We start from the raw sequence: 12,690 nt of genomic DNA, 5'->3' as shown, positions 1-12,690 counted from the left end.
AAGCACGCGACGCGTCACGACCGCGCGGACGAAGGAGGTGACCGGCGATGGACCGGCCGACACCGATGCGGCACGCCGAGCGGGAGCCGGTGGCCTCCGGTGACCGGGCGCCCGCCCGGTGGGAGCAGCCCCACCGGGAGCCGGAGCGCCCGGGCATCGACCGGCGGACCGCGGCGCCCGCGGCCCGGGCCGCGGGCGGCGTCGAGCAGGCGGCCCCGGTCTGGCCCGGTGTCACGGCGGCCGCCGTGTTCCTGCCCGCCGGGCTGCCCCGCGACGGAAAAATCGCCTTCTGGGATCCGGACCTGGGGCCGCTGCCGCACGGCCCGTCCGGGGCGCCGGGAGAAGTGTCCGAGCTGACCGTGGTGCGCCGCCAGGGCGGCGGCGCCCGCAGCCGCACGGTCGCCGCCCTGCTCGTGCCGGTCGCCGACGCCCTTCCCCTGCTGATCGACGCCCGGCGCCACCCCGCCGCGCATCCGGCCGCCGCCTGCTGGGGCGCCGCGGCCCTGCACGCCCTGCACCTGGTCGCGCGCGGCCGGCTGCTGCCCGGGCTCACCCCCACAAGCCACGACGCCTGGCGGGCCGGCCCGCTGGACGCGGACGACATCGCCCAGCTGCGTGCCATCGCCGCCGCCATGCCGTACGAGGCGTACGGAGTCCCCGTCCCCGGCCGAGGCGCGCTTCAGCTGCCCGAGCCGCAGGCCCTGGTGCGCGCCTTCCTCGACGCGGTCGCCGACAGCCTGCCCCGCACCCCCGCCGCGGCATACGCGGCGGGGGCGCCCTTCGCGGCGCCCACCGCCCAGCACCTGCCGGCCGCCCACGCCTGGGCGGCGGAGGCGGCCGCCGGTATGGACGCGGGCGTACGCATCTCACTGCGTCTGGACCTCGCGGGACACGAGCTGTTCGACACCGCATCCGAAGAAGAGGGCGAGGCGCGGCGCGCGGGCTCGGCGATCGTCCAGGTGCACAGCCTCGCCGACCCCACCCTCGTCGTCGACGCCGCCCACCTGTGGTCCGGCGAAGCCCCCGCAAACCCGGCGGCCACCACGGCCGGACCAACGGGCGCCGCCGGAAGCGGAAATGAGGCCTTCGGGCCGCGCGCCCGCGTCGACGCGCTGCTCGCCCTGCGCCGCGCCGCCCGCGTCTGGCCGCCACTCGGGCTCCTCCTGGAGCGCGGCGTGCCGGACGTACTGGCGCTCACCGAGACCGAACTGTACGAGCTGCTGGGTGAGGCATCGGCGCGGCTGGCCGCGGCAGGCGTCGCCGTCCACTGGCCGCGCGAGCTGGCCCGCACGCTCAGCGCCACCGCCGTCATCCGCCCCGCCCCGGGATCGGCCACCGACGGCACGTCCTTCTTCGACGCCGGGGAACTCCTCGCCTTCAACTGGCAGTTGGCCCTCGGGGGCGAACCGCTCACCGACGCCGAGATGGACCGCCTCGCCGAGTCCCACCGCCCGATCGTGCGGCTGCGCGACCAATGGGTGATCGCCGACCCCGAGCTCGTACGCAAGGCCAGAAAGCGCGACCTCGGCCTCCTCGACCCGGTCGACGCCCTGTCCGTCGCACTCACCGGCACCGCCGACGTCGAAGGAGAGACGGTCGAAGCGGTGCCGACCGGAGCGCTCGCCGTGCTCCGCGACCGCCTCCTGGAAGGCCCCGCGACCGCCGGACAGCCGCCCGGGCTCGACGCGACCCTGCGCGACTACCAACTGCGCGGCCTGGCCTGGCTCGACATGATGACGTCCATGGGGCTCGGCGGCTGCCTCGCCGACGACATGGGCCTCGGCAAGACCATCACCGTGATCGCCCTGCATCTTCGCCGCGCCCGCCGCGAGCCCACCCTGGTCATCTGCCCGGCCTCGCTGCTCGGCAACTGGCAGCGCGAGATCGCCCGCTTCGCTCCGGGCGTTGCGGTACGCCGCTTCCACGGCAGCAGCCGCACCCTGGAAGCCGGCCAAGGAGGCTTCGTCCTCACCACGTACGCCACCATGCGCGGCAGCGCACCCCAACTGGCCGCACACACCTGGAACATGGTGGTCGCCGACGAGGCACAACACGTCAAGAACCCCTTCTCGGCGACCGCCAAGGCGCTCCGCACCATCCCGGCCCCCGCCAGGGTCGCGCTCACCGGCACCCCGGTGGAGAACAACCTCTCCGAGCTGTGGGCCCTGCTCGACTGGACGACCCCCGGGCTGCTCGGCCCCCTGAAGGCGTTCCGGGCCCGGCACGCCCGCCTGGTGGAGAACGGAGAGGACGACGACGCGGCGGCCCGCCTCGCCCGCCTGGTCCGCCCCTTCCTCCTCAGAAGGAAGAAGTCCGACCCGGGCATCGTGCCCGAGCTGCCCCCCAAGACACAGACCGACCACCTGGTGACGCTGACCCGCGAACAGACCGCCCTCTACGAGGCGGTGGTCCGCGAAGTGATGGCAGCGGTGGAGGCATCCGAAGGCATCGCCCGCCGCGCCCAGATCATGAAGCTGCTCACCGCACTGAAACAGATCTGCAACCACCCCGCGCAGTACCTGAAGGAGGAGTCACCGCGCCTGGTGGCCCGCTCCGGCAAACTCGCCCTGCTCGACGAACTCGTGGACACCATCCTCAGCGAGGACGGCTCGGTCCTCGTCTTCACCCAGTACGTCGCGATGGCCCGGCTGCTCAGCCGCCACCTCACCGCCCGCGGCGTGCCCTCCCAACTGCTCCACGGGGGAACACCGGTGGCCGAACGGGATCGCCTGGTCGACGCCTTCCAGGCCGGCGAGGCCCCCGTGTTCATCCTCTCCCTCAAAGCCGCCGGCACCGGCCTCAACCTCACCCGCGCCGGCCATGTCATCCACTACGACCGCTGGTGGAACCCGGCCGTGGAGGAACAGGCCACCGACCGCGCCTACCGCATCGGCCAGACCCAGCCGGTCCAGGTCCACCGCCTCATCGCCGAGGGCACCGTCGAGGAACGCATCGCCGACATGCTCGAACACAAGCGACGCCTCGCCGAAGCGGTCCTCGGGTCCGGCGAGAGCGCCCTGACCGAACTCACCGACCGGGAACTGGCCGACCTGATCGCCCTGCGGAGAGCCCCATGACCACACGCCCCGGCCACCGCACCCCGCGCCACGACGACCGCCGCCGCACCTACCCCGCCCTCGGCGCCCGCACCGAGCGCACCGGCACCTGGTGGGGCGACGCCTGGGTGCAGGCCCTGGAAGAACTCGCCCTGGACGCCGCCCGGCTGGCGCGCGGGCGCGCCTACGCACAAGCGGGCCACGTGGACGCGATCACCGTCACACCCGGCCGCATCACCGCCTACGTACACGGCTCACGCCCCCGCCCCTACCGTACGGAGCTGAGGCTGCGCACCCTGCCCGACCAGGCATGGGAAGACTTCCTCGACGCCGCGGCCCAAGCGCCCGCACACATCGCCGCGCTCCTCGACAAGGACCTGCCGCACGACCTGGCCGACGAGGCGGCGCTGCTGCCCGCCTCCGGCGACCTGATCCCCGACTGCTCGTGCCCCGACGACGGCTTCCCCTGCAAACACGCGGCGGCGCTCTGCTACCAGACCGCCCGCCTCCTGGACGAGGATCCGTTCGTGCTGCTGTTGATGCGCGGGCGGGGCGAGCAGGAAGTCCTCGCCGCGCTCACCCGGCGCAACGCCACCCGCATGGCCGTGGAGCGGGCGGCCCCGCTGCCCCAACTGCCCACCGTGCAGGCCCGCGTGGCGATCCAGCCACGCACCCGGCCGCCGCTGCCACCACCGTTCCCCACCCCGCCCAGACCCGGCCACCCACCCGCTTTCCCCGAGGTGCATGGCGGCCCCGACCCGCTGTCCCTGGACCTCCTCGCCACCGAGGCGGCCATCCGCGCCCACACCCTGCTCACCACCGGCCAGGACCCCATCGCGCCGCTCTCCACCTGGCAGGACGCGGTGCGCCTTGCCGCCGCACACCCCGGCTCCGGGCTCACCTCCACCACCCGCGCCCTCTACACCTCACTGGCCCGGGCCACCGACCGCACCCCCACCGACCTGGCGCGCGCGGTGGCCGCATGGCGCCAAGGCGGCACCGAGGCGCTGGCCGTCCTCGAAACGCCCTGGGACCCGCCGGCCGGCCCCTTCGACCGGGCCCGCCCGGCCCTCAGCGCCGCAGGCTTCCCCGGCTTCCGCCCCCGCCGCAACCACCTGTCCACCCCCACCATCCAGCTCCGCTACGGCCGCGACGGGCTCTGGTACGGATACGAGTCCGACCCGGACCGGGAGGACTGGTGGCCCCGGGGCAGCCCCGACCCCGACCCGGTCGGGGCGCTCACCGCCCGGCTGGGCTGACCCGCCGACGGCCCGGCCGCCCGGCGGGTCGGCCCAGCCCGGCGGCCGTGGCGTCAGACGGAAGCCCCCGGGGCGCCCGCCCCGCGCTGAGCCGCCCGCGGCCGCTCCAACCGCGTCACCACATGGGAGTGGAACAGATCAACGGCCGCGTCGACACCACGGATGAACCCGGTCTCGGCATTGCCGCGCGTACTGCCCACGCTCTTGGAGAGCGACAGCCGGAACCCCGTGATCACTTCCGGCCCCTTCGGCAGCAGATCACCGGGCTCGGGCCGCAGCTTCTCAAGGGTGCCGCGCGGACCGACCGCGTCCCCTTCGAGCAGCGTCTGCACATAAAGGTCGGCCGGCGCCTCCGCGAGCTGCCTCATCAGCCGCTTCACCCAGGACAGCGGATACCCCTGTTCGGGGGCCGGGATCTCGACGGACGTCCTCAACCGCCCCATCCGCAGATCGGCGACGACACCCAGGATGCCCGGCGCCCCCTCCACCCGCATCTCCGCCCGCAGCTGGCCGTCCACACAGAGACGGTGCGCCAGCTCCGCCCGGCGCGAGTGCGGATCGGTGCCACGCTTGGCACGCTGCACCGGCACCACCTTCACGCCGAGTTCACCGCCGAGCCGCAGACAGACCTGGCGGATCAACCGCTCCCAGCTCTCGACGACCTGAACGGAACGGGGGTCGCCCGGCGTCAGCGTCTCCTCGTCGATCCCGTTGCGTACCGGAACCCAGGCCGGCCCCATGTTCTGGAAGCCGTGGCAGCCGGAGTTGTCGTGCTGGAGGTAGTGCAGGAGCTCCTGGAGGAGCCAGGCGTGCGCCTCGTTGCGTACGCCTTCGTGGCGGATGAGGAGCTGCGCCTGATGCGTCACCTCCGCCCAGGACAGGTGCCACAGCGCGACCTTGTGCTTGCGCCTCCCGTCGGTCTTCACCTCGACCAGGGAACTTCCCTCCAGGGCCACGTCGTTGGAGAGAGTGATGACCGCTTCGTAACCCCGGCGGGCAGCGATGTCCATATAGGCCTGGATCTGCTCGCTCTTCAGGGCGTTGCCGTTGGTCTTGGTCTCGACGAGAGCCGTCCACAGCTTTCCCGCGCGCTCCACGCGGATGACACCGTCGGGCCGCTTGGGGCTGTCGCCGTGGGGGAGCGAGACCTCCGTGAACGTCTCCATCCGCCCGGCCGGCGCACCGAAGGCCGCGGTGAGCCGCCGCCCGAACTCGGGCACCTGACTCATCACCGCCAGCAGCACGGACGTCGCCCGCACCTCACGCTCCCGGTCACTCTTCAGGGAGGACGCGGGGAACAGCCGCGCGGCGCGCCACGCGTCGTTCTCCGCGAGCGAGGCCTTGGGCGCCTTGGGCAGCGTGACCTTCTTCTTGGCCGTACGCAGGCGGCGCGCGGGGGCGGCAACAGCGGGCGGCCCCGCGGCGGCCACGTCGGCGCCGCGCTGGACGGGCACCCTGAGGATGGCGGCTGCGGCCGGCCCAACGGGCTGCTCCGGCACGGCAGTCGGGACCGCCGCCGCCTCGACGCCGAGCCCCGCGCCGTCGACGGATGCCGGGAACGCGCCGAGCCCTTCGGGCCCGGGGAGCCCGCCGGCCGCACCGGCCTCGCCGACGCCGCAGGCCGCACCCGGCGCGGCGGTTTCGCCGGACGGGGCGGCTCCGCCGGACTCGCCGACCTGGGAGCCGGCCTGAGGGCTGACCTGGTCGCTCTCCTGGTCGCTCTCCTGGTCGTCGTCCTCGTCGATGCCGATGCCGTAATCGGTCGCGAGTCCGGCGAGCCCGGAATCGTAACCCTGGCCGATGGCCCGGAACTTCCACGCCTCCTCACGCCGGTAGATCTCGCCGAAGACGAACGCGCTCTCCGTGCTCGCCCCGTCGATGGAAAAGCCGAGCAGCCCATCGCCCGAACCGTCCGTCACCACCAGGCGGATGTTCTCCAACTCCCCGAAAGGAGCCCGCCGATGGCGGCTCGCCGCGATGATGACGCGATCGACCTCCCCCGAAATCGCGGCCAGATCGAGCCGAATCCTGTCCTCGCTGCCGTTCTGCGTCGGGGCCGCGCCAAGGAGGTGCACCGTGCCGTCGGCGGCGGCAGGGTTGTTGTAGAAGAAGAAGTCCGCGTTGCCACGGACCTTGCCGTTGGCGCCGAGCAGCAGCACGGACACGTCCGCGTCGCCCTCACCGCTCGGACTGCTCCAGCTCAGGCTGACGATGACGGAGTCCGCGTTCTCGCTGAGCGCGGACAGCCCGACGTTGGCACCCTTGACCATTTCATGCATACGAGATCCCCCCACGGGATGGAGGGCGTCACGGGCAGGGCCGAACTGCCCTCTGTTCACGGAAAGTTATGGCTCTCCCCAAGAGCGCGACGTTCAGCCTACTGGTCGACGGCCGCGCCACCAGCGAGAAGAGGGGATTGACGTAGAAGAAACAGACGCCCCCGGCGTGGTATCGCTGCGCCGGGGGCGCGGACAGAAGGGGCCCCGGGGGAGCGGGCAGGCTCAGACCTCCGCGGCCCACCGGGTCAGCCTCGCGAAATCGGCCTCGCGCAGCCCCCGCCGTGGATGCACCCGCACCAGGAGGGCCGACGCATCGTGGTGATCGCGCACATACGCCTCGTCCAGATCGGTGATCATGTCGTCCACCCAGGCGAACGGGCGTCCGGCCGCCCACGTCAGCAGCGGTCTGGTCTTCCAGTAGAGGCCGTCCGGGTCGGTGGCGAAGAGTTCGGGCCAGGCGATGAAGGGGAGGCCGGGCGGAAGGCCGATGACGGGACCGATCATCTCGTTGGCCTCGTTCATCCAGGTGGTGGCCCACACCAGTTCGTAAGGCAGCGAACGGAGCCGGGAACCGTGCGCCGGGTTGAGGCGGACCCGCAGGCCGCGCCGGTGGGAGCGAGAGCCTGCCGCCTGGTGGGAGAGCCAGATCGACGGGTGGCACCGGTGCGCGCGATAACCGCGCAGGCGGGGCAGGCGGGCGGCATACGGGTTCAGGGGGCCATCCACGTCGAGGAGCAGCAGGGGACGGTCCGGCGGCGTAGTCGTCATGGAGGAGCCATACCCGTGGCGCAACAGCAACTCCCCTGCGGGGATGGGCTGTTGCGGAGCTCATCAGTCCACTGCGCTGCCCCGGAGGCCGCCGCTGCCCCGTGTGCCGTGCGTCGTGGGCCGTGCGTCGTGTGCCGTGAGCCGTGCGTCGTGAGCCGTCTGCACTCCGCCGTACCGTACGCCGCCCGCCCGGAACCTACGCGGCCGGAGGCAGGCGTTCCGAAACCCTGGACGGCACTTCTTCCGGCGCCCATGACGCCAGCACGGCGTCGATCGCGGCGGCGACCCTGGCACGCGCCCGGTTGTGCGGCACCCGCGCCATGAGCAGCGCGTCGTACTCCGTGTCCAGATGACGGACGGACGCGCGGACGGCCGCCGTCACCGCGGCCTCGTCCAGGGCCCGCCCCGCCGCCGACCGGCCCACCCTCCCGCTGCCGCGCACCGAGGCGTGCTCGGCGATGTCGCGGGCCCGCGCCGCCGGACAACGCGGAAAAAGCCGCAGGATCTCCTGCGCCATGGCCGCCGTGAACCGGACGTCCTCGGCGGCCCGCCGCTCGGCATCCCGGGCACGCCGACGGGCACGGGCCTCCCCGTCGGCCAGACAGGCGGCCTCGGCCGCGGCGAGGGCACGCTCCTCGACGAACACACCCTGGCGCTCGTAGCGTCGTCGGCGCCGGTTGAACCGGACGACGACGGCAGAAAGCGAACTACCGGCGCGGGCACGGCGGGTGAGGGCCGTGTCGCCGCGCGGCAGGAAGACCAGATGCCCCAGATCCGAGCAGTCGAGACATCGCGGGGAGCCGGACTCCAGGACCACATGCTTCAGCGGGCCGCGATCACACGCGGTGCAGCGATGGTGGCGGCGGGATTCGATGACGAGAATGGCGGCAGCCCTCCTTACGCGCCCCCCAGCCTCGGGCCGGCCCCGAACCGGGTCTTCCGGCGCCGGGCAAGGCGCCCCGGGATGCTTTCCTTTCTCTGATTCCCCGCCCGGCGACCAGCGGAACAGCCTGGACGGGGCCGCGTGGGTCGCACGGGGTGCGGTCGTGACCTGGCACCCTAGCGATCGCGTGCGGCCGTCCCTGAGCGGATTGTTCGAGGCTTCGGCCCGGGCGAGGAGGTCGCGCACACGCGAGGCCGCGCCCCAGGACCCGCGGGTTCCAGTACCGCGCATGATGGGGACGTGCGATTCGAAGCGATCACTTGGGAACGGCTGACCGACGCCCTCGCCGAACGGGCCACGCACGCGAAGCCCGCCGACGGCGGACCCTGGCTGCGCATCGGCGTCGACGGCGCCCCCGCGGCCGGCACGGCGGAGCTGGCGCGACGTCTGGCGGAAGCGCTTCGTCTGCGCGGCAGGTCCGTTCTCGCCGTCTCCACCGAGGGCTTCCTGCGCCCCGCCTCGCTCCGTTACGAATTCGGGCGTCAGGATCCGGACACGTACTACGACGGCTGGTTCGACACCGGCGCCCTGTGGCGCGAGGTGTTCGGGCCGCTGGAGTCCGGCGGGAGCGGAAGGGTGCTGCCGGATCTGTGGGACCCGGTGACCGACCGGGCGACCCGGAGCCCCTATCAACTCCTCCCGGAGGGAGGGATACTGCTCGTGCACGGACCCATGTTGCTGGGCCGCTGGTTCCCCTTCGACCTCACCGTGCATCTGCGCGTCTCGCCGGCCGCCCTGCGTCGTCGGACCGAGGAGAGCGCCCGCTGGACGCTGACGGCCTTCGAGCGGTACGAGTCCGACGTGCGGCCGACGGAAGTCGCCGATGTCGTGGTGCGGGCCGACGATCCTCGTCATCCGGCGTGGCGGGAAGGCGGGGGAGGGGCGACGGACTTGGGGTGAGCGATGGCAGTCGGGGGCTGACAGAATCTGACCGCTGACCGCTGACCGCTGACCGCTGACCGCTGACCGCTGACCGCTGACCGCTGGTCGGCGACGGTCGGCCCCTGTCCTTTGTCGACTGTCCAGCCATCGGCCCCGGCCTCGCCAGGTGCCTCCCGGCCCCCGCCTCCCCCCTCACCCGACCGGTGGGCGTCCTCCCACCAGTGTCACCGCGAGCGCGCCCGCCCGGCACCCGGCCTCCGCCGCCTCCGTCGGGGTCGCGCCCCGTAGGCGGGCGGCCAGGAAGCCACCCGTGAAGGCGTCGCCCGCGCCCGTGGAGTCGAGGGCTTGCGCCCTCGGCGCGGGCACCGTGGCGACGGTCTTTCCGGCGGCGGCCACCAGCGCCCCGGCCGAGCCGAGGGTGACCACCACCAGGGGGAATTGTCTACTCAACTTGGCCGCCGCGTCCGCCGGTTCGGGCAATCCGGTCAGGAGACATGCCTCGGCCGCGTTGGGCAGCAGGACGTCCGTGCCGTCGGTCAGGGTCAGGAACCGTTCGATGCCCAAGTCGGTGAGGAAGCCCGCCGATGCCGGATCCAGGCTCACGGTGACTTTCGCCCGACGTGCCGATTGGCGCGCCAGTTCAGTGAGTTGGCGGCTCTGGTCGGCAAACAGCAGGTATCCCGAGAGGTGGAGATGGGCCACGCCGTCGAGGAGCCCGGGCGACCAGTCGGCGGGATTCATGCGGGTGACGGCGCCGCTGTCGGTGAGGAAGGTACGTTCCGCCGTCGCCGCGTCGACCAGCGCGATCACGGTCGAGGTGGGCGTGTCGGCGTCCGTGACCAGCAGGGGGCGTACGCCCGAGCGTCGCAGCCGCAGGTCGTGCCAGCCTGCCGCGTCCTGGCCCACCCGAGCGAGCAGCCGTACGTCCGGGCAGCCCGAATGGGCCGCCCAGCAGGCCGCGTTGGCGCCTGCCCCGCCCGGCACCGTACGAATGTCGGCGGCGGTGTCCGTGGCCGGCCAGAGCGGGCCGTGGTGCCGGGCGACCACGTCGGTGACCACGTCCCCGACGACGAGGAGGCCGCCCCCGGAGCGGTCGCGCCCGGCTTCGTTCACAGCGCCGCCGCGATGTCCGCCGCGAGCCGGACGTTGCCGCGCACGGCGGCCACATTGGCTTCCAGGGACGCGCCGTCCGTGTGCTCGACCAGATGGGCGAGCAGGAAGGGAGTCACCGCCTGGCCCGTGATGCCGGCGGCGCGGCAGGCGGCGAGACCGGACGCCAGCACCTGGTCGTGCAGCAGCGGATCGAGCTGTGCGGACTCCGGTACGGGGTTGGCGACGATCACGGCCGAGCCGAGTGCGAGCGAGCGATGGGCCCGCAGTACGTTCGCGGCTTCCTGGGGCGTTCGTACCGTCCAGTCGACCGGCTCGCCCGAACTGGACAGGTAGAACCCGGGAAAGCGGTCCGTGCCGTAGCCGACCACCGGGACCCCGAGTGTTTCCAGACGCTGGAGCGTGGCCGGTACGTCGAGGATCGACTTGACGCCCGCGCACACCACCGCGATCGGCGTCGTGGCGAGCAGCCGCAGATCCGCCGACTCGTCCTGCGTACGGTCCCATTCGCGGTGCACGCCGCCCAGCCCGCCGGTCGCGAAGACGCGCAGCCCGGCGCGCTCGGCCAGGAACGCGGTGGCCGACACGGTCGTCGCTCCGCTGGCTCCGGCCGCCAGTGCCATCGGCAGGTCGCGGTGCCCGAGCTTGCGCAGCTGCTCGTTGGCCACGCGCTCCAACTGCCCCGTCTCCAGGCCCACTCGGGGTCGCCCGTCGAGTACGGCGATCGTCGCGGGAACGGCTCCCGCGGCCCGTACCAGCTGCTCCAGTTCGTGCGCGACCCGCAGGTTGCGTGGCCGGGGCAGGCCGTGCGAGATGATCGTCGACTCCAGGGCCACGACGGGCCGGTCCTCCTCCAGGGCGGTCCGTACTTCTTCCGAGATCGCGGTCGCGTCAGATGCGTCGTCACAGGGCATGTCCCATCACTGGCGCGGCCGGACACCGGATAAACGCGTGCGGTGCGGGTGGCGGGACGCGCTGGACAGACTGTCGCGCCGGGACGCGCAGACGTGGCCGCACTGTCGGTCATGGCTTCGTCGCGACGCGGCTAGATTGACCGGCCATGAGCACCATGGACGAAGCCCCCGCCTCCGCCCCGGCACCCACGCCTGCCGCTTCCCTCCCTTCCGGGGCTTGCCCGGCCGCCCCCGCGGCCCCGGACCAGGGCCCCGTGGCCGGCCGGTCCGCGCAGCGGCCCGCGTCCTTTGCCGTGCGCGTTTCGGACGCCGAACTGGAGCCGGAGCCGCTGGACCCCGGCCAGATCGTCTCCGGCACCCCCGAGGTGACGGGGAAGGTGCTGTGGGAGTCCCCGGACGGCAAGCAGATCCGTGGCATCTGGCAGATCACCCCGGGCGTGGTGACCGACACCGAGGCCGACGAACTCTTCGTGGTCGTCAGCGGACGCGCCACCGTCGAGGTGGCGGGCGGCGACACCTTGGAGATCGGCCCGGGCGACGCCTGCGTGCTGCGCGAGGGCGACCGCACCACGTGGACCGTTCACGAGACGCTGCGCAAGGCCTACCACATCAGTTTGTAGCCCGGGCGGCTCATGGGCGCCCGGTCCGGACACGCGGGCGGAGCGCCACCGCTCAGAACAGAGGCTGCGGCAGAACACCTTCGAGCGCGAGCAGCTGCCGCTTGGTCTCCAGGCCGCCACCGAATCCGCCGAGGCCGCCGCCGCTCTCCACCACGCGATGGCAGGGCACCACCACCGGCAACGGATTCGCCCCCATCGCCGCGCCCACCGCCTGGGCCGCCTTGGCCTGACCGACCCGGCCGGCCAGATCGCCGTAGCCCACCACCGTCCCGTACGGCACTCCCGCGGCCAGCTCGCGCAGCACCTGCCGGTTGAATCCGGACGCCAGCGACCAGTCGAGGGGCAGGGTGAACGCGCGCAGCCGCCCGTCGAAGTAGGCCGCGAACTGGCGTATGGGCTCCTCCAGGAGGACCGTGCGGCCGGGCACGGCCCGGACGGGCTCGGTGCCGAACCGGGCGGCGAGCGCCCGCACGGCCCGGTCCCGCACCGCTTCGTCGGCGTGGAACACCACGTTCACCAGACCCTGGCCCGTGGCGGCCAGGAGCAGCGGGCCGATGTCGCTCCCGACCACGGCCCACTCGACGAACTGCGCGTTGCTGTCCATGCCGACCACGGTACGGCCGCCCACTGACAACGCGTCCCGGCCGACCACCCCGCCGGCCCCGGCGGCCACCCTGCCGCCGGCTCCCCCGGCTACTCCGCCGGCCCCGGCGGCCACCGTGCCGGCCTCCCCGGCCGCCCCCTCGGCCGGCCGGCCGCCCCTCCTCGGACCCGCGCCCATCGGGCGCCCTCGCGCTCGAAACGAGGTCCCCAAAGCGACCAAACCACTCCACATCGGGCGCCCAGCGGCCCCGGGGTC

General features: G+C 73.3%; 10 protein-coding genes. 4 read left to right on the top strand and 6 right to left on the bottom strand.

The features are described 5' to 3' along the window. The first annotated feature begins 47 nt into the window (after positions 1 to 47). Complete coding sequence (locus ACGFW5_RS14430) at positions 48 to 3,077, top strand: DEAD/DEAH box helicase (protein WP_393834530.1); 3,030 nt, start codon at positions 48 to 50, stop codon at positions 3,075 to 3,077. Beyond that, on the top strand, positions 3,074 to 4,315 hold the full coding sequence (locus tag ACGFW5_RS14425; RefSeq protein ID WP_393834529.1) for an SWIM zinc finger family protein: 1,242 nt from the start codon (positions 3,074 to 3,076) through the stop codon (positions 4,313 to 4,315). Before ACGFW5_RS14430 ends, ACGFW5_RS14425 begins: the two co-directional genes overlap by 4 nt. A gap of 53 nt (positions 4,316 to 4,368) precedes the next feature. Here ACGFW5_RS14425 and ACGFW5_RS14420 read toward each other — a convergent pair whose 3' ends face one another. The 3 genes from ACGFW5_RS14420 to ACGFW5_RS14410 form a co-directional block, all read right to left on the bottom strand. After that, positions 4,369 to 6,585: a TerD family protein gene (locus ACGFW5_RS14420; protein WP_393834661.1), complete on the bottom strand. Its 2,217-nt coding sequence runs from the start codon at positions 6,583 to 6,585 to the stop codon at positions 4,369 to 4,371. Between the two features lie 231 nt (positions 6,586 to 6,816). Next, complete coding sequence (locus ACGFW5_RS14415; protein ID WP_393834528.1) at positions 6,817 to 7,362, bottom strand: hypothetical protein; 546 nt, start codon at positions 7,360 to 7,362, stop codon at positions 6,817 to 6,819. Positions 7,363 to 7,558: 196 nt separating this feature from the next. Further along, positions 7,559 to 8,245 (bottom strand): DUF2293 domain-containing protein, encoded by a 687-nt coding sequence (locus ACGFW5_RS14410; protein WP_393834660.1) that lies wholly within the window; start codon positions 8,243 to 8,245, stop codon positions 7,559 to 7,561. Between the two features lie 300 nt (positions 8,246 to 8,545). Here ACGFW5_RS14410 and ACGFW5_RS14405 point away from each other — a divergent pair, with 300 nt between their 5' ends. After that, complete coding sequence (locus ACGFW5_RS14405; protein WP_393834527.1) at positions 8,546 to 9,205, top strand: uridine kinase; 660 nt, start codon at positions 8,546 to 8,548, stop codon at positions 9,203 to 9,205. Between the two features lie 174 nt (positions 9,206 to 9,379). On the opposite strand, the gene ACGFW5_RS14400 is transcribed toward ACGFW5_RS14405, so the two are convergent. After that, a complete protein-coding gene (locus ACGFW5_RS14400; RefSeq protein ID WP_393834526.1) occupies positions 9,380 to 10,300 on the bottom strand; it encodes a carbohydrate kinase family protein in 921 nt (306 codons plus the stop codon). Then, a complete protein-coding gene (locus ACGFW5_RS14395; protein ID WP_393834525.1) occupies positions 10,297 to 11,211 on the bottom strand; it encodes a pseudouridine-5'-phosphate glycosidase in 915 nt (304 codons plus the stop codon). The genes ACGFW5_RS14400 and ACGFW5_RS14395 overlap by 4 nt, the downstream gene beginning before the upstream one ends. 254 nt (positions 11,212 to 11,465) lie before the next feature. Between ACGFW5_RS14395 and ACGFW5_RS14390 the strand changes: the two genes are divergently transcribed. Continuing rightward, positions 11,466 to 11,831, top strand: a complete 366-nt coding sequence (locus tag ACGFW5_RS14390; protein ID WP_393834659.1) for a cupin domain-containing protein — start codon at positions 11,466 to 11,468, stop codon at positions 11,829 to 11,831. Between the two features lie 52 nt (positions 11,832 to 11,883). Here the strand turns inward: ACGFW5_RS14390 and ACGFW5_RS14385 are convergent, their stop codons facing one another. Beyond that, positions 11,884 to 12,435 carry a methylated-DNA--[protein]-cysteine S-methyltransferase gene (locus ACGFW5_RS14385; protein ID WP_393834524.1) on the bottom strand — a complete coding sequence of 184 codons (552 nt, stop codon included), beginning with the start codon at positions 12,433 to 12,435 and terminating at the stop codon, positions 11,884 to 11,886. Positions 12,436 to 12,690: the final 255 nt, after the last annotated feature.

This window comes from Streptomyces sp. NPDC048416 (assembly GCF_043200435.1).
Classification (GTDB): Bacteria; Actinomycetota; Actinomycetes; order Streptomycetales; family Streptomycetaceae; genus Streptomyces.
This window is presented reverse-complemented; position numbering and strand designations above follow the sequence as displayed.

What these genes read in the sequence shown, in the direction of transcription:
- ACGFW5_RS14415 (WP_393834528.1), bottom strand. Translation starts at nt 7,362, where the DNA reads ATGACGACTACGCCGCCGGACCGTCCCCTGCTGCTCCTCGACGTGGAT.
- ACGFW5_RS14425 (WP_393834529.1), top strand. Translation starts at nt 3,074, where the DNA reads ATGACCACACGCCCCGGCCACCGCACCCCGCGCCACGACGACCGCCGC.
- ACGFW5_RS14385 (WP_393834524.1), bottom strand. Translation starts at nt 12,435, where the DNA reads ATGGACAGCAACGCGCAGTTCGTCGAGTGGGCCGTGGTCGGGAGCGAC.
- ACGFW5_RS14395 (WP_393834525.1), bottom strand. Translation starts at nt 11,211, where the DNA reads ATGCCCTGTGACGACGCATCTGACGCGACCGCGATCTCGGAAGAAGTA.
- ACGFW5_RS14430 (WP_393834530.1), top strand. Translation starts at nt 48, where the DNA reads ATGGACCGGCCGACACCGATGCGGCACGCCGAGCGGGAGCCGGTGGCC.
- ACGFW5_RS14420 (WP_393834661.1), bottom strand. Translation starts at nt 6,585, where the DNA reads ATGGTCAAGGGTGCCAACGTCGGGCTGTCCGCGCTCAGCGAGAACGCG.